The organism is Stenotrophomonas sp. NPDC077421 (assembly GCF_049545505.1).
In the GTDB taxonomy this organism is placed as follows: Bacteria; Pseudomonadota; Gammaproteobacteria; order Xanthomonadales; family Xanthomonadaceae; genus Stenotrophomonas; species Stenotrophomonas nematodicola.
The window spans coordinates 261,812-278,405 of sequence record NZ_JBMWDP010000001.1; the positions used below are offsets into that span (position 1 = coordinate 261,812).

The 16,594-nt window shown below is 68.9% G+C and carries 17 protein-coding genes; 10 read left to right on the top strand and 7 right to left on the bottom strand.

Going from position 1 to position 16,594, the window contains the following annotated elements; all coding sequences use genetic code 11:
- Window positions 1–344 precede the first annotated feature (344 nt).
- A complete protein-coding gene (gene rpoH, locus ACPEH1_RS01160) occupies window positions 345–1,220 on the top strand; it encodes an RNA polymerase sigma factor RpoH (RefSeq protein WP_017354635.1) in 876 nt (291 codons plus the stop codon).
- 89 nt (window positions 1,221–1,309) lie between these two features.
- Here the strand turns inward: rpoH and purD are convergent, their stop codons facing one another.
- The 4 genes from purD to purH all read right to left on the bottom strand — a co-directional run bounded on the left by purD (window position 1,310) and on the right by purH (window position 6,132).
- The gene (gene purD, locus ACPEH1_RS01165) at window positions 1,310–2,596 is read right to left on the bottom strand and encodes a phosphoribosylamine--glycine ligase (RefSeq protein ID WP_423715088.1); all 1,287 of its coding nucleotides are present in this window, start codon (window positions 2,594–2,596) and stop codon (window positions 1,310–1,312) included.
- Between the two features lie 88 nt (window positions 2,597–2,684).
- Window positions 2,685–3,596: a hypothetical protein gene (locus ACPEH1_RS01170; protein ID WP_423715089.1), complete on the bottom strand. Its 912-nt coding sequence runs from the start codon at window positions 3,594–3,596 to the stop codon at window positions 2,685–2,687.
- 42 nt (window positions 3,597–3,638) lie between these two features.
- The gene (locus tag ACPEH1_RS01175; RefSeq protein ID WP_017354638.1) at window positions 3,639–4,541 is read right to left on the bottom strand and encodes a hypothetical protein; all 903 of its coding nucleotides are present in this window, start codon (window positions 4,539–4,541) and stop codon (window positions 3,639–3,641) included.
- A 7-nt stretch (window positions 4,542–4,548) separates the two neighbouring features.
- A complete protein-coding gene (gene purH / locus ACPEH1_RS01180) occupies window positions 4,549–6,132 on the bottom strand; it encodes a bifunctional phosphoribosylaminoimidazolecarboxamide formyltransferase/IMP cyclohydrolase (protein WP_017354639.1) in 1,584 nt (527 codons plus the stop codon).
- Between the two features lie 75 nt (window positions 6,133–6,207).
- Here purH and ACPEH1_RS01185 point away from each other — a divergent pair, with 75 nt between their 5' ends.
- Genes ACPEH1_RS01185 through ACPEH1_RS01210 form a run of 6 tightly spaced genes read left to right on the top strand, consistent with a single transcriptional unit; the run spans window position 6,208 to window position 11,996 of the window.
- Window positions 6,208–6,816, top strand: coding sequence for a CDP-alcohol phosphatidyltransferase family protein (locus tag ACPEH1_RS01185; RefSeq protein ID WP_423715109.1), 609 nt, complete (start codon window positions 6,208–6,210; stop codon window positions 6,814–6,816).
- Window positions 6,817–6,871: 55 nt separating this feature from the next.
- Window positions 6,872–8,635 (top strand): bifunctional alpha/beta hydrolase/class I SAM-dependent methyltransferase, encoded by a 1,764-nt coding sequence (locus tag ACPEH1_RS01190; protein ID WP_423715091.1) that lies wholly within the window; start codon window positions 6,872–6,874, stop codon window positions 8,633–8,635.
- A complete protein-coding gene (locus tag ACPEH1_RS01195) occupies window positions 8,628–9,959 on the top strand; it encodes a phosphatase PAP2/dual specificity phosphatase family protein (protein ID WP_166473510.1) in 1,332 nt (443 codons plus the stop codon). The genes ACPEH1_RS01190 and ACPEH1_RS01195 overlap by 8 nt, the downstream gene beginning before the upstream one ends.
- Window positions 9,956–10,387: a hypothetical protein gene (locus ACPEH1_RS01200; RefSeq protein WP_136004555.1), complete on the top strand. Its 432-nt coding sequence runs from the start codon at window positions 9,956–9,958 to the stop codon at window positions 10,385–10,387. Before ACPEH1_RS01195 ends, ACPEH1_RS01200 begins: the two co-directional genes overlap by 4 nt.
- A complete protein-coding gene (locus ACPEH1_RS01205; RefSeq protein ID WP_026071037.1) occupies window positions 10,384–11,016 on the top strand; it encodes a lysophospholipid acyltransferase family protein in 633 nt (210 codons plus the stop codon). Before ACPEH1_RS01200 ends, ACPEH1_RS01205 begins: the two co-directional genes overlap by 4 nt.
- A complete protein-coding gene (locus ACPEH1_RS01210) occupies window positions 11,013–11,996 on the top strand; it encodes a phosphatidate cytidylyltransferase (protein WP_017357620.1) in 984 nt (327 codons plus the stop codon). Before ACPEH1_RS01205 ends, ACPEH1_RS01210 begins: the two co-directional genes overlap by 4 nt.
- A 54-nt stretch (window positions 11,997–12,050) precedes the next feature.
- Here the strand turns inward: ACPEH1_RS01210 and fis are convergent, their stop codons facing one another.
- The 3 genes from fis to prmA form a co-directional block, all read right to left on the bottom strand.
- The gene (fis, locus tag ACPEH1_RS01215; protein ID WP_026071038.1) at window positions 12,051–12,326 is read right to left on the bottom strand and encodes a DNA-binding transcriptional regulator Fis; all 276 of its coding nucleotides are present in this window, start codon (window positions 12,324–12,326) and stop codon (window positions 12,051–12,053) included.
- Between the two features lie 114 nt (window positions 12,327–12,440).
- Window positions 12,441–13,241 (bottom strand): DUF3426 domain-containing protein, encoded by an 801-nt coding sequence (locus ACPEH1_RS01220; RefSeq protein ID WP_017357622.1) that lies wholly within the window; start codon window positions 13,239–13,241, stop codon window positions 12,441–12,443.
- A 30-nt stretch (window positions 13,242–13,271) separates the two neighbouring features.
- Window positions 13,272–14,192: a 50S ribosomal protein L11 methyltransferase gene (gene prmA, locus ACPEH1_RS01225; RefSeq protein WP_153165026.1), complete on the bottom strand. Its 921-nt coding sequence runs from the start codon at window positions 14,190–14,192 to the stop codon at window positions 13,272–13,274.
- A gap of 185 nt (window positions 14,193–14,377) precedes the next feature.
- Here prmA and ACPEH1_RS01230 point away from each other — a divergent pair, with 185 nt between their 5' ends.
- The 3 genes from ACPEH1_RS01230 to ACPEH1_RS01240 are packed head-to-tail and all read left to right on the top strand — an operon-like array spanning window position 14,378 to window position 16,442.
- Window positions 14,378–15,337 (top strand): hypothetical protein, encoded by a 960-nt coding sequence (locus ACPEH1_RS01230; protein WP_136004549.1) that lies wholly within the window; start codon window positions 14,378–14,380, stop codon window positions 15,335–15,337.
- Window positions 15,334–15,705, top strand: a complete 372-nt coding sequence (locus ACPEH1_RS01235; protein ID WP_017356889.1) for a hypothetical protein — start codon at window positions 15,334–15,336, stop codon at window positions 15,703–15,705. The genes ACPEH1_RS01230 and ACPEH1_RS01235 overlap by 4 nt, the downstream gene beginning before the upstream one ends.
- Window positions 15,705–16,442: an alpha/beta fold hydrolase gene (locus ACPEH1_RS01240; protein WP_166473508.1), complete on the top strand. Its 738-nt coding sequence runs from the start codon at window positions 15,705–15,707 to the stop codon at window positions 16,440–16,442. Before ACPEH1_RS01235 ends, ACPEH1_RS01240 begins: the two co-directional genes overlap by 1 nt.
- Window positions 16,443–16,594: the final 152 nt, after the last annotated feature.

Sequence of the window (16,594 nt, forward strand, 5' to 3'; positions counted from 1 at the left end):
CGCAGCGCGCCGGATCAGGGGCAGGCGATGCGGCCAATGGCAGGTCGGTGCCGTCCTCGGGTCGCCCCGGTCACTGCCCGGCGGTTGATGAACGATGGGCAACCTTTTTTCAGATGAATGGGCGTGGTCCCGCGGGTCGTTCAGGCAAAAACGACGCCGTTCGCCGGTGTTTTCATGGCAACGTGTTGAAATAAAAGCAATATTCTGTTGATTCGATGCCACTCGCCACTGTCATCATTTCGCGGTACGTTATCCGGGTTATCGGTGCCATCGTTGCATGAACGGAACGCTGGAACTTCTTTCTCCTTTAGCAGTCCAAGTTTCCGACTGCTAAGATGCCCCTTATGAGCCAGAACATGTCTACTGCCCTTGTGGCAAACAATCTCCCGATTCCCAGTGCGCTCGGTTCGCTGGACGCCTACATCGGTGCCGTGCACCAGATTCCGGTGCTGTCGGTCGATGACGAGCAGGACCTGGCCCGCCGCTTCCGCGACGAGCAGGACCTGGACGCCGCGCGCGAGCTGGTCCATTCCCATCTACGCTTCGTGGTGCACGTGGCCCGTGGCTACAACGGCTACGGCCTGGCGCTGGGCGACCTGATCCAGGAAGGCAACATCGGCCTGATGAAGGCGGTGAAGCGCTTCGACCCGGACATGGGCGTGCGCCTGGTGTCCTTCGCGGTGCACTGGATCCGTGCGGAAATGCACGAGTTCATCCTGAAGAACTGGCGCATCGTCAAGGTCGCCACGACCAAGGCGCAGCGCAAGCTGTTCTTCAACCTGCGCAAGTCCAAGACGCGCCTGGGCTGGATGAACGCGGCCGAAGTCAGCGCGGTCGCCAAGGACCTGAACGTGTCCGAGCGCGAAGTGCTGGAAATGGAATCGCGCCTGTCCGGTCGCGACATCGGTTTCGACGCGTCCAGCGATGACGACGACGACCATGCGCCGCCGTCGCCGGCCGCGTATCTGATGGCCAATGACGAAGATCCGTCGATGGCCTACGAGCGCGCCGACAGCGAAGACAACCAGCTGCAGCTGCTGCGCGAAGGCCTGGCCGAGCTGGATGCACGTTCGCGCGACATCATCCGCCGTCGCTGGCTGGACGCGGACAGCAAGGTGACGCTGCAGGAACTGGCTGACGAATACGGCGTTTCCGCCGAACGTATCCGTCAGGTCGAAGCAAACGCGCTGAAGAAGATGAAGGCGCTGTTTACCGCGTAACGCGGGCTGCACGGTGTTGCATTGAAAAGCCCGGCCAATGCCGGGCTTTTTTGTGTACTGGCCTTTCCAGCATCAAAGCGCAGAGCGCCTCAACCGCGTTCGCGCACCACGGCGCGCCAGCCGATGTCGTTGCGATGGAACTCGTTGGCCCACGTCACCGCCGCCACACCTGCGTAGGCATTGGCCTGCGCGTCGCCCACGCTGTCGCCCAGCGCCGCCACGCAGAGCACCCGGCCGCCCGCGCTGAGCACCTGGCCCTGCGCGTCAAGCGTCGTGCCGGCATGGAACACCTTGGCCGTCGAAGGCACCTGATCCAGCCCGTGGATCACATCGCCGGTGATCGGTGCCTCGGGGTAGGGCGCAGCCGCCATCACCACGCCCAGCGACGGGCGCGGGTCCCACTGGGCCTGCACGGCGTCCAGGCGCGCATCGATGGCCGCTTCGACCAGATCCACCAGGTCCGACTGCAGGCGCAGCATCACCGGCTGCGTTTCCGGATCGCCGAAGCGGACGTTGAATTCGATCACCTTCGGCGCGCCGCCGGCATCGATCATCAGCCCGGCATAGAGGAAGCCGGTGAACGGAATGCCGTCGGTGATCATGCCCTGTACGGTCGGGTTGACCACCTCGCGCATCACCCGCGCATGCACCTCGTCGGTGACCACCGGTGCCGGCGAATAGGCACCCATGCCGCCGGTGTTCGGGCCGGTATCGCCGTCGCCCACGCGCTTGTGGTCCTGCGAGGTGGCCATCGGCAATGCGGTGCGGCCGTCCACCATCGAGATGAAGCTGGCTTCCTCGCCATCGAGGAACTCCTCGATCACCACGCGGGCACCGGCATCGCCGAAGGCGTTGCCCGAGAGCATGTCGCGCACCGCGTCTTCGGCCTCGGCCAGGGTCATCGCCACGATCACGCCCTTGCCGGCGGCCAAGCCGTCGGCCTTGACCACGATCGGCGCGCCCTTTTCGCGGAGATAGGCCAGGGCCGGCTCCACCTCGGTGTGCACCGCATAGAAGGAGGTCGGAATGCCGTGGCGGGCCAGGAAGTCCTTGGCGTACGCCTTGCTGCCTTCCAGCTGCGCGGCGGCGGCGGTGGGCCCGAAGATGCGGTGACCCGCCGCGCGGAAGCGGTCGACCACGCCGGCCACGAGCGGTACTTCGGGGCCGACCACGGTCAGCGCCACGCCCTCGGCGGCGGCCAGCGCGAGCAGGCCGTCCAGGTCGGTGACCTTGACCGGCACGTTGCGGCACTTGGTTTCGGTGGCGGTACCGGCATTGCCGGGGGCGACCAGCACTTCGGTCACCTTCGTCGACTGGGCCAGCTTCCAGGCCAGGGCGTGTTCACGGCCGCCAGCGCCGATGACCAGGATCTTCAATGCACTTCTCGCGTAAGGGGGGGCAGACCGGCGATTTTACGCGGTGCCGGTGCCGGGTGCATGGCACGGTCGCCCGGACACGCGCCGGTCAGCTGCCGCCGCAGTCGTTCCGCTGCAGCGCCTCGGGCACCTGGTAGGCCCGCGTTGCCGGGTCGAACATCAACTGGTGGAACTCATGCGCCGCCCCGGCGCAGTCCTGGCCGCGGCCACGCACGGTGATCGGCCAGTAGCCGTCCACGGGCGCCTGCTGCTCCACCGTCGTGTTGAAGTCGATGTTGAAGACCGTGCCGTCGCAGTCGTCCGGATCGCTGTCGCAGTCGTAGCGGGTCAGGTTGTCGAGATGGTCGCGGTAGCGGGCCACCTCGCGCAGGCGGTTGCTGTGCAGGGCGACGTAGCTGCGGTCGACCAGCGAACCGCCGCGGCCATTCCAGCGCTGGGTGAGGTGGAAGGCGGGGCGCTGCGGCCCCAGCGTTGCGACCTGCACCGTACCGGGAACGCCATCGCTGCCGGCGTTGACCTGCAGGCGCTGGTCCACCACCAGCAGCGGCCACGGCTGGCTGTCGCCGGCGACGCCGCGCTCGCCGTCGCGCAGTACGAACAGGTCGACCCGTCCCGGTTCGACGGTCGCCGCATCCTCGATGGTCTGGCAGACCGCCAGCAGGGTGTGGGCCTGGTCATCGACCGTCACGTTGTGGCGGGCGCAGACCGCGCGCTCCACCGGCCGCATCGCCACCACCTCGGTGTCTTCCCAGCGGTCCTTCCAGGCGCCGTCCAGGCGCGCCCTGGCGCCATAGCGCTGGTGCAGGAAGGTCAGCAGGCGCGCGTCGGCATCGCCGCCGGCCATCACCGTCTCCACGATCGGGGCGGTGGTATCCAGCCGGGGTTTCGCCGTTTCCTGCACGGCCGGCACCTCCTTGCCGCACCCGGCCAGCAGGGCCACCGCCAGCGCGATGCAGGCGGGTGGAGCAGTGCGGTGGATGCCGGTTGTTGTCATGGTCATGGTGACGTCATCAGGAGAGGGCGCTGCCCTGCAGCGTAGTACCTACTCGCGGCAGTGTTCGCGCAGCAACGCGTCCGGGATCGGGTAGGCGCCTTTGGCCGGGTCGTACACCAGGCGGTAGTGCTCGTCGGTGGGGCCGGTGCATTCGGGTCCCTGGCCACGCACATCCAGCGCCGCGTAGCCGTCCTGCAGTGCCTGCATGTCCGCCGTCACGCTGAAATCGATGTTGAACAGCCGGTTGCCGCAGGCGGTCGGGTCTTCGTCGCAGTCGTACGCGCTGTCGTTGTCGATGTGGTCGCGGAAGCTGGCGACCGGGGTGAGGCGGGTGTCGTGCAGGGCGACGTAGGTGCGCGATACCAGCGAATAGCCCTGCCCGTACCAGCCATCGGTGATGCGGAACGCCGGCCGCTCGGGCCCCAGCGTATCGATCGCCACGGTGCCGGGCATGCCGCGCATGCCCGAGTACATCAACAGGTGCTCGGCCACCCGCACCAGCGGGCGGGAAGCGGTACCAGGCGCCGCCTCGCCATCGCGCAGGACGTACAGGTCGATCCGTCCCGGTTCGACGCTGGCCGCGTCTTCGAGGGTCTGGCAGACCGCCACGAGATGATGCGGCTGCCCGGTCACTGCCACCGTCTGCCGGGCGCACAGGCGACGCTCCACCGGGCGCGTGGCGTCCTGGTCGGGGTCGTCCCACTGGTCCTTCCACGCCGTGTCCAGCGTGGCCTTGGGGCCGTAGCGGTCGTGCAGGAAGGCGAGCAGGCGTTGATCGTCGTCGACCGGCTCGGCAGGCGCCGGTGTGGCCGCTGCGTGGCTGTCGAGCCGACGCGCCGGTTTGCCCGGATCGGCCGGCGTGGCATCACCACAGCCGGCCAGCAGTACCGTCAGCGCCGCACCCAGCCAGGGGCGGGGGGCGCGGCGGTCGACATTCCCTGTCGTGGTCATCGTGACGTCAGTGGCGGAAGTGGCGCACGCCGGTGAACACCATCGCCAGGCCGTGCTCGTCGGCTGCGGCGATCACCTCGTTGTCGCGCATCGAGCCGCCCGGCTGGATCACCGCCTTGATGCCGGCGGCCGCAGCGGCATCGATGCCGTCGCGGAACGGGAAGAAGGCATCGGAGGCCATCACCGACCCGTCCACCACCAGGTTCGCATCGGCCGCCTTGATGCCGGCGATGCGGGCCGAGTAGACCCGGCTCATCTGGCCGGCGCCGACACCGATGGTGCGGTTGTCCTTGGCGTAGACGATGGCGTTGGACTTGACGAACTTGGCCACCTTCCAGGCAAACAGCAGGTCGGCAAACTGCTTGTCGGTGGGCGCGAGCTTGCTGACCACGGTCAGCTCATCGCGCGCCATGCCGCGGTTGTCGGCGCTCTGCACCAGCAGGCCCGAGCCGATGCGCTTGGTGTCGTAGTTGTTGCGGCCATCGCCATGCGGAATGCGCAGCACGCGCACGTTGGCCTTCTTCTGCGCGTACTCGAGCGCGGCCGGTTCGTAGTCCGGGGCGATCAGCACTTCGACGAACTGGCGGTCCAGGATCACCTTGGCAGTGGCAGCGTCGAGCGGTCGGTTGAAGGCGATGATGCCGCCGAACGCGCTGGTCGGATCGGTCGCGTAGGCCAGCTCGTAGGCATCGCCGTTGCCGGCGCCCACAGCCACGCCGCACGGGTTGGCGTGCTTGACGATCACGCAGGCCGGCGCGTCGAACTGACGCACGCATTCCCACGCGGCATCGGCATCGGCCAGGTTGTTGTAGCTCAGTTCCTTGCCCTGCAGCTGCTGGAAGGTGGCCAGCGTGCCCGGCACCGGGTGCAGGTCGCGGTAGAACGCGCCGCTCTGGTGCGGATTCTCGCCGTAGCGCAGGTCCATCACCTTCACGAAACTGCTGTTCATCTGCGCCGGGAACTCGGTGCGCACCGGCACGGCCGCCTCGGTGCTGGCCACGGCGGACAGATAGTTGCTGATGGCCGCATCGTACTGGGCCACGCGGTTGAACGCGGCTACGGACAAGGCAAAACGCTTGCCGGCCGACAACCGGCCTTCGTGGGCGTCCAGCTCGGCAAGCAGCTCGGCGTACTGCGACGGATCGGTCGCCACCGCGACGCGCGCGAAGTTCTTGGCTGCCGAACGCAGCATCGCCGGGCCACCGATGTCGATGTTCTCCACCGCCTCGTCGAGCGTGCAGCCGGCCTTGGCGGTCACCGCCTCGAACGGATACAGGTTCAACACCAGCAGGTCGATCGCGTCGATGCCGTGTTCGGCCATCACGGCCTCGTCCAGCCCGGCGCGGCCGAGCAGGCCGCCGTGGACCCGCGGATGCAGGGTCTTGACCCGGCCATCCATCATTTCCGGGAAGCCGGTGACATCGGCCACGTCCTTGACGGCCAGGCCGGCGTCGCGGATCGCCTTGGCGGTGCCGCCGGTCGACAGCAGCTCGACGTTGCGGGCGGCGAGGGCGCGGGCCAGGTCGATCAGGCCGGTTTTGTCGGAAACGGACAGCAGGGCCCGGCGCACGGGCAGCAGATCGGAACTCATGGGGGCAGGAGATCGAAGCGGAGCGGGTGCATATTGTAGGCTCCCCGGCATCCGCCATGAACCACAGGACAGGGAATCGTGTCGATCTATGCGTTGAAGGGACGCTTCCAGGCCCTGCTGCGGCCCGCCGTAGCCGGCCTGTACCGGGCCGGGGTCACCGCCAACGTGGTCACGCTGGCGGCGGCGGTGGTCTCGCTGGCCGTGGCCGCCGCCGTGTACGTGTGGGGCCCGTCGCAGCCAATGGGGTATCTGGCGCTGCCGGTGTGGATGCTGCTGCGCATGGCGCTCAATGCCGTGGATGGCATGCTTGCCCGCGAATTCGGGCAGCAGTCGCGGCTGGGTGCCTATCTCAATGAACTCTGCGACGTCATCGCCGACGCGGCGCTGTATCTGTCGCTGCTGAGTCTGCCCGGGGTAGCCTCCGCTGCCCTGTGGACATTGGCGTGGCTGGCGGCGGTTTGCGAGTACGCTGGCGTCCTGGGCCTGATGGTGGGGGCAAGCCGTCGCTATGACGGTCCAATGGGCAAAAGCGATCGCGCGTTCGTGATCGGCATGACAGGATTGTTGTTGGCCCTGGGCTGGATCGCAGCGCCAGGGGTGACCTGGATCGCGTGGGCAGCGGCCGCCTTGTGCGCGTGGACCACGCTGCGCCGGGTAAGGACAGGATTGGCGGAGGCCGGCTGACCCAGCCGGCAGCCGATCAACGGCGGATTCCGCCGGATGCACAACGGAGTGATGCATGCGCGCACAGCAACACCTGCAGTTCCACAGTTTCGATGCACAGCCGCTGTTCTACCGGCATTGGCCCGCCACCGACCCGACTCCGGCCTCACCCCGGCGCGCGCTGGTGCTGCTGCATCGCGGGCACGAGCATTCCGGGCGCGTGGCGCACCTGGTGGACGAGCTGGACCTGCCCGGGATGGACGTCTTCGCCTGGGATGCCCGCGGCAACGGCCAGTCGCCTGGTGCACGCGGCGATGCGCCCGGCTTCGACGCGCTGGTGCGTGACCTGGACAGCTTCATCGCGCACCTGCACGACCATCACGGCATCGCCGTGGAAGACATCGCCATCATCGCCCAGAGCGTGGGCGCGGTCGTCGCCGCGACCTGGGTTCACGACCATGCGCCGCCGCTGCGTGCGCTGGTGCTCGCCTCGCCGGCATTCAAGGTGAAGCTGTACGTGCCGTTCGCGCGCCCCGGGCTGGCGCTGATGCAGAAACTGCGCGGCAACTTCTTCGTCAACAGTTACGTCAAGCCGCAGTGGCTCACCCACGATCCGGAACGGGTGGCCAGCTACCGCACCGACCCGCTGATCACCCGGCCGATTTCGGTGCGCGTGCTGCTGGGGCTCTACGAAGCGGCCGACCGCGTGGTCGGCGACGCACAGGCAATCACCGTGCCGACCCAGCTGCTGGTTTCGGGCGCGGATTTCGTGGTCCATCGCGCGCCGCAGGACCGCTTCTACGAGCGCCTGCGTTCACCGATCAAAGAGCGCCACCTGCTGCCCGGCTTCTTCCATGACACCCTCGGCGAGCGCGACCGCGCCCCGGCCGTGGCCGCCATCCGCCGCTTCATCGGCGAGCGCTTCGCCGCGCCGCTGGTACGGCCCAGCCTGCGCAACGCGCATCGCCACGGCCCCACCTTCGATGAGGCCGAGGTGCTGGCGTGGCCCCCGCAGCGCAACAGCCTGAAGGATCTGTACTGGCGCTTCACCCGCGCCGGCCTGCGCGTTGGCGGGCGCCTGTCCGAGGGCATCGCGCTGGGCCTGGAGACCGGCTTCGATTCGGGCAGCACGCTGGACTACATCTACCGCGACCAGGCACGCGGGCGCGGTCCGCTGGGCCGGTTCGTGGATCGCAACTACCTCGACGCCATCGGCTGGCGCGGCATCCGCGTGCGCCGCACCCACGTGCGCGAGCTGCTGCAGCTGGCGGCGCTGCGCCTGCGTGGCGAAGGCCGGCCGGTGCGCGTGCTCGACGTGGCCGCCGGCCACGGGCGCTATGATCTGGATGCACTGGCCCAGGGCGAACAGCGCGCCGATGCGATCCTGCTGCGCGATTTCAGCGAGCGAAACGTGGTTGAAGGCCGCGCGCTGATCGAGGCGTTCGGCGCGGCCGACATCGCCCGCTTCGAGCAGGGCGATGCCTTCGATGCCGATGCGCTGGCCGCGCTGCCGGACACGCCGACGCTGTCGATCGTGTCGGGCCTGTATGAACTGTTCGCCGACAACGACGCGGTGGCGCGCTCGCTGCAGGGCATCGCTGCCGCCATGCGCGAGGGCGGCTACCTCGTGTACACCGGTCAGCCGTGGCACCCGCAACTGGAGTTCATCGCCCGCGCGCTGACCAGCCACCGTGCAGGCGCGGCCTGGGTGATGCGCCGCCGCACCCAGCAGGAGATGGACGAACTGGTGCGCCTGGCCGGATTCGAGAAGGTCACCCAGCGCATCGACCGCTTCGGCATCTTCACCGTGTCGCTGGCGCGCCGGGTGGGCCATGACTGAGGGCGGGCGTCCCTGGCGGCGCGCGCTGCTGTGGCTGGCCCTGCTGGGGCCGTTCTTCTTCCTCAGCTATGGCTTCGCCAATGCGATGGCCGCGCGCCTGCCGTTCGTGCCGTCGATCGTGTTCGACTGGGAAGCGCGCATTCCGTTCCAGGCCTGGACCATCGTCCCCTACTGGTCCATCGACCTGTTCTACGTGGCGTCCTTCTTCGTCTGCACCCAGCGCGCCGAGCTGGACGCGCACGCGCGCCGGCTGCTGACCGCGCAGCTGCTGTCGGTGGCGTGCTTCCTGCTGTGGCCCCTGCGCTTCAGCCTGGAGCGGCCCGACACCGGTGGCGTGTTCGGCTGGTTGTTCGATGTGCTGCTGGGCTTTGACAAGCCGTTCAACCAGGCGCCGTCGCTGCACATCGTGCTGCTGGTGGTGCTGTGGGTTCGCTTCCAGCAGCACCTGCACGGTCTGTGGCGGACCGCGCTGCATGTCTGGTTCGCATTGATCGGGCTGTCGGTGCTGACCACCTGGCAGCATCACTTCATCGACGTGCCCACCGGCGTGGCGGTGGGCTGGCTGTGCGTGTGGCTGTGGCCGCTGCAGGGGGCGTCACCGCTGCGGCACTGGCAGTGGGCACGCGAGCCCACGCGCTGGCGGCTGGCCGTGCTGTACCTGGCCGGCAGCGCCGGCTGTGCGGCCCTGGCGTGGGCCGTGGGCGGGTGGGCGATGTGGCTGGCGTGGCCGGCCCTGTCGCTGCTGCTGGTGGCGCTGGCGTACGCCGGCCTGGGGATCGCCGTGTTCCAGAAGCAGGAGGACGGGCGGCTGAGCATGGCCGCGACCTGGCTGCTGGCGCCGTACCTGGGTGCCGCCTGGCTCAATGCGCGCTGGTGGACACGACGCGCGCCGCAGCCACAGCTGGTGATCGACGGGGTGTGGCTGGGCCGGCTGCCGGACGCGGATGCCACGCTGACGGTGGCAACCGTGGTGGATGTGTGCGCCGAGCTGCCGTTCCGCACGCGGGTGCGGCATTACCGCAGCGTGCCGATGCTCGATCTGGCCACGCCATCGCCGGCCGCGCTGCGTCAGGCCGCCGATGCCATCGCGCATGGCCGCCGGCGCGGCGAGGTGCTGGTGTGCTGCGCACTGGGCTATTCGCGCAGCGCCGCTGCCGTGGCCACCTGGCTGTGCCGCAGCGGCCATACCGCCAGCGCCGATGCCGCCATCACCCTGCTGGCACAGGACTGCCCGCGGATCGTGCTGCACGCACGCCACCGCCGGGCGATTGAACAGGCGGTGCGCGAGGGCGCCGCCAATGGGCAGACACAGGTGAATGCATGAGCATGCTGTTCCAACTGCGGGTGATGACCGCCGTACTGCGCCAGGCACGCCTGGCGGCGGTGATATCCACCCTGCTGGCTGCCGCCGCGCTGCTGCTGGCAAGCGTGTCGTCGGCCCCTGGCCTGGTGGCCATGACACTGGCGCTGGCCTCGCTGCTGGCTGCGGGGGTGCAGGCGTATTACGCCGCCCGCGTCGGTTTCGATGCGGCGCTGCTGGAGGCCATGCAGGCCTGCCATCCGGATGCCGCCCCCGGTGTGATCGACGATGTCCTGCAGAAGCTGGGCCTGCGTGACGCGTCGGCGACCAGCCGCGGCTGGCAGGCACGCTGGCAGGGCATGCGCCGGCTGATGCGCTGGCAGCTGCTCGCGCTCGGCGCGCAGGCGGTGCTGCTGCTGGCGGCACACCTGTGCCGGTGGGTGCCGTGGTGATCGCCGACCTGATCGCCCGCGGCTGCAGTGGCGCGATCCGCACGCTGACCGGCGCGCGGGCGTTGTGGCAGGGCTGTGCGCCGTCGAGCGACCACCGCGTGTACTACGGCAACCACGCCAGTCACGGTGACTTCGTGCTGATCTGGTCGGCGCTGCCGATCACGCTGCGCCGCCAGGTGCGGCCGGTGGCCGCGGCCGACTACTGGCAGCGCGATGCCCTGCGCCGCTACCTGATCCATGCCGTGTTCAACGGCGTGCTGATCGAGCGCGATGCGGCCAAGCGCGAGCACGACCCCATCGCCTGTCTGTGCCAGGCGGTGGACGAGGGCAACTCGCTGATCCTGTTCCCCGAGGGTACCCGCAACACCGACGAGGGCGTGCTGCCGTTCAAGAGCGGCATCTACCATCTGGCGCGGCAACGCCCGGAGCTGGAGTTCGTGCCGGTGTGGATCGACAACCTCAAGCGGGTGATGCCCAAGGGCCGCTGGCTGCCGTTGCCGCTGCTGTGCACCACTACGTTCGGCGAACCGCTGCGGCTGAAGGCCGACGAAGACAAGGACCGCTTCCTGGAGCGGGCCCGGCTGTCGCTGCTCGCGTTGGACCCGCAGCCACGCAGGCACCGCGCATGACCGTGTTCCAGGTGTTGTCCACCGACGTGGCCCAGCTGTCCACGCACGCGCAGACCCGGCTGCTGTTTGCCGGCATCGCCGCCGTGCTGGTGGTGGCCACGGTGATCGCCGAGACCCTGCGCTGGCGTGCGCGGCATGCGCCCAGCCCGGTGCTGGCCAACCTGGTCTCGCGCATCCGCGCCTGGTGGGTGATGGCCGCCGTGGTGGCGCTGGCGTTCTTCTTCGGGCGTACCGGCGTGGTGGTGCTGTTCGCGGTGGTGTCGCTGTTCGCCCTGCGCGAGTTCATCACCCTTACGCCGACCCGGGCCGGCGACTACTACGCGCTGCTGGCGGCGTTCTACATCGTGCTGCCTTGGCAGTACTGGCTGGTGTGGACCGACTGGTACGGCCTGTACACGCTGCTGATCCCGGTCTATGCGTTCCTGTTCCTGCCGATCCTGGCCACCATCGGTGGCGACACCACCGACTACCTGGAGCGCACGTCCAAGGTGCAGTGGGGCCTGATGATCTGCGTGTTCTGCATTTCCCACGTGCCGGCGCTGCTGAACCTGCGCCTGGCCGGTGTGGAACCGGCGCGCAACCTGCTGCTGTTCGCCTTCCTGGTGATCGTGGTGCAGTCCTCGGATGTGCTGCAGTACGTGTGGGGCAAGCTGATCGGGCGGCGGTTGATCGCGCCGAAGCTGTCGCCGTCCAAGACCGTGGAGGGGTTCATCGGCGGGGTACTGTCGGCCAGCGCGCTGGGCGCGGCACTGTGCTGGCTGACCCCGTTCACGCCGTGGCAGGCGTTCGGCATGTCGCTGGTGGTCAACCTGATGGGCTTCTGGGGCGGCCTGGTGATGTCGGCGATCAAACGCGACCGCGGCATCAAGGACTGGGGCCACATGATCGAGGGCCACGGCGGCATGCTCGACCGGCTGGATTCGGTGTGCTTCGCCGCGCCGGTGTTCTTCCACCTGGTGCGGTACTTCTGGAGCGGTTGATCCGCGTACCGGCCACGGGTCGGTATCCGCCGCGAGAGACGGATCGACACCGGCTCAGGTGGTGATGCCGTATTCCTTGAGCTTCTTGCGCAGTGTGGCGCGGTGGATGCCCAGCATCGCAGCGGCGCGGCTCTGGTTGCCTTCGCAGTGGTTGAGCACCTCCACGAACAGCGGAATCTCCATTTCACGCAGGACGATCTCGTAGACATCGTCGGCATCACAGCCATCCAGGTCCCGCAGGTACCGCCTCACCGACTGGGCTACATGTTCGCGCAGCGGTGGCTTGGGAGCGCCACGACTGGTGTCAGGACGAGGAAGGACAGCGTTCAAGGAGGATCCCGATGCAGGAGCCGGGGCGGACAACAGCCCTCGGCGGAATGATGATGGGGCCAGTCTACCGTGTGCGCCCGCAGGCTGCCACGCCGAACCGGACGAACGGCAGGGTCACAGGAACTCGAATGTGAATGCGACGGTCGATGCCGCAGGCTCGCGGACACGGAAGGCGATGCGCGCGCTCTGTCCCGGCTCCAGCACGTGGCCGCTGGCGTTGGCGGCGCCCAGGTAGTCGGCCGGCGCGAACTCGCCGGTGCCGATCAGGCGGCCATCGGCATCGGACAGCGACAGACGCAGCGCAGGCCATGCCTGTGCCCAGCGCGCATCGTTGCGGAAGCTGGCCTGCACCTGCAGCGCACCCGGTTGTCCGGGTACAGGGCGGACATCGCGGCTGATCATGCTGAACGCTGCCGGTTCGCGCCACGCCGGCAACGTACAGCGCAGCACGCTGCACAGGCCGGCGATCCACGGGCGCGTACCGGCATCGGCGGCCAACCGGGCGCGGTCGGCCACCGCGATCTGCAACAGCAGCAGCACACCAAGGCCGGCGACCAGGCCCCATTGCCAGCGCGGCGTACGCAGGCGCGCACGGGGCGCCTGCAGGAAGCTCGGTGCGGTGGCGAGCGGCGCATCGTCGGCGCTCGCACCGGCCGTCAGCGCGTCGTCAGCCGGTGTCGCATCGGCCTCAACAACGGGCTCCGCGTCGGTCTCCGCATCGACCTCGGCGGGCGGTATCGCGATCTGCGGCAATGCGTCGCCCCACGGCGTGTCGCCGGTGCTGGCGGCGGTGTCGTCATCGGCACGACCATCAGCCGGCGCCGGCGGAAGGCGGTCGTCCACGGGCGCGGCGTCCTGCGCAGGGCGCAGGAAGGTGGCAAGCGGACGTCGCGGAGGCTGCGTGGGCTCGGACATGGGCGCGGGACCGGGCGAAGGACGCCTTATTCAAGCACGGCGGGTGCCGGTGATGCGCATCCAGTCCTCGTCCTGGGCCACTTCCAGCGCCTCGAACCACGGCGCGTAACGCTCCAGCAGTTCGCCTTCCTGGCCGTGCAGGATGCCCGACAGCGCAATGCGGCCACCGGGCGCGACGCGCGCAGCCAGCACCTCGGCCAGGGCGTCCAGTGCCGAGGCCAGAATGTTGGCCACCACCACCGGGTAGGTGGCCGGCGGTTCGTCGGCCGGCAGGTACACCGCGATGCGGTCCTGGAGGCCGTTGCGCTCGGCGTTGTCGCCGGTGGCGATCACGGCCTGCGGATCGTTGTCCACGCCCACGGCGCGGGCGGCGCCGAGTTTCAGTGCGGCCAGCGCTAGGATCCCCGAGCCGCAGCCGAAGTCGAGCACGGTCTGGCCATCCAGCGCGCCCTCGGCGGCCAGACCGTCGAGCCAACGCAGGCACAGCGCGGTGGTCGGGTGGGTGCCCGAGCCGAAGGCCAGGCCCGGGTCCAGCCGCACCACGGCCGCGTCGTCGGCCTGCGCCGCCTCGGGCAGGTCATGGTTCCAGGGCACGATCCAGGTGCGCTCGCCGAACGCCATCGGCTGGAACTGGTCCAGCCAGGCGCGTTCCCAGTCTTCGTCCTGGACCGCACGGAAGCTGGCGTTGCCCCAGTCCAGACCCGGGTCGAACGCATCCAGCGCGGCCAGCAGGGCCAGCGCGTTGGTATCGGCCGGGAACAGCGCGGTCAGCACCAGGTCGTTCCACAGCGGGGTCTCGCCCACGCCGGGTTCCAGGATGGCCTGCTCGTTGCTGGTGTCGGCGTCGGCATCGAGCAGGGTCACCGCCAGCGCACCGACGTCGTCCAGCGCATTCTCATAGCGGGGCTGCGTGGTTTCGGTGCAGCGGAGGGTGAGTTCCAGGAAGGGCATGGGGGCGAGGCCTGCGGAAAACCGTGCATGCTAGACCATTGCGCGCGGGCGGTCCCGGCGTGCCGATCGCGACGTCGTCTCCCGAGTGGCTGAGATGCTGGCCGGGTGCCGGTTCAGACAGCCGCCAATGCGCTTGCTAAACTGGTCATTCCGTTGTCGGCCACTGGCAGTCCCGGCGTTCGTTCATGGCGCTTGTTCCTACCCTGAAAACCTGGCTGCTGGTCGTGCCTGCCCTGGCGCTGCTCGGGGTGGTGGGCTATCGCGCGGGCGATCGGGTGCGGCATGCCGACCGTCCCGGCGCGGACATGATCGATGCGTCCGCATCGGCGTCGCCGTCGATCCCTGTCGAAGCGCGGCAGCTGGCGCGCCGCTTGCTGGTGAACGAACGCGGCAACGCGATCGCCTCCGGGCTGCCGCTGGACATCCGCGCCGACATCGAAGGCGATACCGATCTGTACGCCTACGCCCAGCGCCTGCAGCTGCAGGCCGCCAACGGCAACGCCGAGGCGGCATGGATGGTCAGCCGGGTGTACGACTACTGCGCGCTGTATGCGATGGACCCCGGCGGTTACCAGCTGGACAACACCGTGCTGTCCGGGCTGGGCATGAAGGCCTCTGTCGGCATGGTGCAGGCGCGCGAACGCGTGGCACGCCGCTGCACGGGCTTTGTCAGCAGCGACAATCTCGGGCGCCAGTTGATTCTTGCCCAGCGCATGCGGGCGGCCAAGGCCGGCAACCTGGCTGCCGAAGCCTCGCTGTTCTCCGAAGGCAAGGCGCTGGATGATTCGCCGGGCTATCGGCGCGGGCTGGTCGAGCGGGTGCTCGATTCGCGCGACCCGGAAGCCTACATGGCCCTGGCCTCGGGCATGGGCCAACGTGCCAGCGGCGACGCGGCGCTGCAGGGCCTGGTGGCCGGGGACCAGTTCAGCGAACTGGCCTGGCGCCTGGCAGCCTGCGAGCTGGGCATGGCGTGCGGGCCGGACAGTGTGTTGATGAACAATTTCTGCGCGAACGGAGGGATTTGTTCGCAGGACGGTGGGCAGGACTTTGCCACTTTCGTGTATGACGCCGCGGTATCGCGGCAAGGTGCGGGGAAAATGAAAGCGTTGGTGGAACAGCTGATCAAGCAGAGGAAAGGGCGATGAACTACCGTCGATTCCTGCATGGCGCCAAGTTCTGGTTCTGGGTGGTGTTGTTTGTCGCCTACTCGGCTGGCGCAGTGGGCCTGGTGATGATCGATACCTACGATGATCGATACCGGAGCCTGTCCAAGGTGCAGTTGACCTCGGTGAAGGCCGACGCCGACGTGCGTCGCGCCGGTGCCAGCCAGGTGGCCGCGGTGTACCGCGCGCAGAGCGGCATGCCGTTCGCGTCGCTGCCGGCCGGCAGCACCTTCCAGGTGGTGTGGCCGGACGGCTCCACCGAAACGATGGTGATCATGGACCCGACCTCCTCGTTGGGCGTGGAACCGGTCAGGAACACCCAGATCACGGCCGCAGACCGCAGCCGTTGATGCCTGAGGGCGAGGGCGCGCCACGCCAGGGCGCCCAGCGTGTACACGCGCGCCTGGTGGTGCTGCCGGGCCTGGATGCCACCGGTACCCAGCACGGCGCGTTCACCGCTGCGATGCAGCGGCACGGCATCGACACCACGGTGATCGCCTATCCGGTGGATCGCGCGGTGGGCTACGACGTACTGGCCGATATCGTGCAGGCGGCTCTGCCCCGGGACGAGGACTATGTGCTGCTCGGCGAGTCGTTCTCCGGCCCGTTGGCCCTGAGGCTCGCCGCTGCACATCCGGCGCGTCTGCGCGGCCTGGTTCTTTCCACGACGTTCGCGCGCTCGCCCTGGTATGCGTGGCGTCGTCTGCAATCGCTTCTGTACTGGGCACCGGTACGCACGCTGCCGATGGGCGCGCTGTCCTGGCTGCTGCTGGGGCGCTGGAGCAGTGCCGCGCTGCGCGAAGCGCTGCGGGCTGCCCTGTCCCGCGTCCAGGCCGATGTGCTGCGCACGCGCGCGGTGGCCGCCCTGGGGGTCGATGTCGGCGCCTGCGCCGCTGCACTGCGCATACCAGCGCTGTGCCTGCATGCCGTTGATGACCGCCTGCTGCCGTCACGCTGCCAGCGCCACCTGTCCGCGCTGCTGCCGGCGCAGGACACCGTCTGGCTGGAGGGCCCGCACCTGCTGCTGCAGGCGCGCCCGGATGCCGCTGCCGAGGCGATCGCCACGTTCGTCGCCACCGTGTCCTGACGCGACGTTCTCCCGCGGCGCTCGGGTATCTGACGCATCGACGCGCCGCCTGCGGGGGGGGCTGCGGTGTTCTGGGCGGCGATCTTTGCCGGACGTTCAACCGCATGGACCCGGCCGATATGCAGACCCGTCTGCGCGCTGCACTGGAGAAG

Coding starts and splice junctions, on each gene's coding strand:
- ACPEH1_RS01210 (WP_017357620.1), top strand. CDS start 11,013: ATGACCGTGTTCCAGGTGTTGTCCACCGACGTGGCCCAGCTGTCCACG.
- ACPEH1_RS01190 (WP_423715091.1), top strand. CDS start 6,872: ATGCGCGCACAGCAACACCTGCAGTTCCACAGTTTCGATGCACAGCCG.
- ACPEH1_RS01235 (WP_017356889.1), top strand. CDS start 15,334: ATGAACTACCGTCGATTCCTGCATGGCGCCAAGTTCTGGTTCTGGGTG.
- ACPEH1_RS01230 (WP_136004549.1), top strand. CDS start 14,378: ATGGCGCTTGTTCCTACCCTGAAAACCTGGCTGCTGGTCGTGCCTGCC.
- ACPEH1_RS01170 (WP_423715089.1), bottom strand. CDS start 3,596: ATGACCATGACAACAACCGGCATCCACCGCACTGCTCCACCCGCCTGC.
- ACPEH1_RS01195 (WP_166473510.1), top strand. CDS start 8,628: ATGACTGAGGGCGGGCGTCCCTGGCGGCGCGCGCTGCTGTGGCTGGCC.
- rpoH (WP_017354635.1), top strand. CDS start 345: ATGAGCCAGAACATGTCTACTGCCCTTGTGGCAAACAATCTCCCGATT.
- ACPEH1_RS01220 (WP_017357622.1), bottom strand. CDS start 13,241: ATGTCCGAGCCCACGCAGCCTCCGCGACGTCCGCTTGCCACCTTCCTG.
- prmA (WP_153165026.1), bottom strand. CDS start 14,192: ATGCCCTTCCTGGAACTCACCCTCCGCTGCACCGAAACCACGCAGCCC.
- purH (WP_017354639.1), bottom strand. CDS start 6,132: ATGAGTTCCGATCTGCTGCCCGTGCGCCGGGCCCTGCTGTCCGTTTCC.
- ACPEH1_RS01200 (WP_136004555.1), top strand. CDS start 9,956: ATGAGCATGCTGTTCCAACTGCGGGTGATGACCGCCGTACTGCGCCAG.
- ACPEH1_RS01175 (WP_017354638.1), bottom strand. CDS start 4,541: ATGACCACGACAGGGAATGTCGACCGCCGCGCCCCCCGCCCCTGGCTG.
- ACPEH1_RS01240 (WP_166473508.1), top strand. CDS start 15,705: ATGCCTGAGGGCGAGGGCGCGCCACGCCAGGGCGCCCAGCGTGTACAC.